Source organism: Bartonella sp. AA89HNZF (assembly GCF_042196905.1).
In the GTDB taxonomy this organism is placed as follows: Bacteria; Pseudomonadota; Alphaproteobacteria; order Rhizobiales; family Rhizobiaceae; genus Bartonella.
The window spans coordinates 1-839 of record NZ_JBHIRD010000096.1 but is presented as its reverse complement, the minus strand read 5'-3'; the positions used below and the strand labels follow the sequence as shown (position 1 = coordinate 839).

Below are 839 nucleotides of genomic sequence, written 5' to 3'. Positions count from 1 at the left end.
GATAATCGTATTTGGTTTGGCCCCACAGGAAGCAATGTTCCTTCTTTGAAGCGTTTTTTATCAGAAGTAAAGAATGGTATGGTTTCAATGACCATTTGGCTTTATGAGGAAGTAGGGCATAACCAAGATGCCAAAAAAGAGGTTAAAGTTTTTAATTCTAAGAATGTCTTTACAACTCCCAAACCTGAGCGATTAATGGAACGCATCATTCAACTTGCCACCACCCCTGGTGATCTTGTCTTGGATTCCTTTGCTGGTTCTGGTACGACCGGTGCTGTTGCTCATAAAATGGGCCGCAAGTGGATTATGATTGAACTTGGTGAACATTGTCATACGCACATTATTCCTCGTTTAAAACAAGTAATTGATGGAACTGATCAAGGGGGAATTTCTAAAAGTATCAATTGGCAAGGTGGCGGTGGATTTCGCTATTATCGCCTTGCACCTTCTCTGTTGCAGAAAGATCCATGGGGACAATGGATTATTAGTCGCGAATATAATGCTGCGATGCTTTCAGAAGCTATGTGCAAACATATGGGATTTACCTATGCGCCGGATGAAAATCATTATTGGATGCAGGGATATTCAACGGAAACGGATTATATTTATGTCACAACGAGCGCTATGACCCATGAACAACTCCGTATTATGAGCGAAGAAGTGGGCTCTCATCGCACCCTGCTGATTTGTTGTACAGGCTTTGATACAAAATCATCATCCTTTGAGAATCTTACACTTACAAAAATCCCCCGTGCAGTATTGGAAAAATGCGAATGGGGAAGGGATGATTATAGTTTAAATGTAGCCAATCTTGAACCAATGATTGTGGTAAAAGAAAG

General features: G+C 40.9%; 1 protein-coding gene. It reads left to right on the top strand.

Features of this window, described 5'->3' with window-relative positions; all coding sequences use genetic code 11:
* The coding region (locus tag ACFIN0_RS09905; RefSeq protein ID WP_375702469.1) for a DNA methyltransferase at positions 1-839 on the top strand (839 nt) is incomplete at both ends.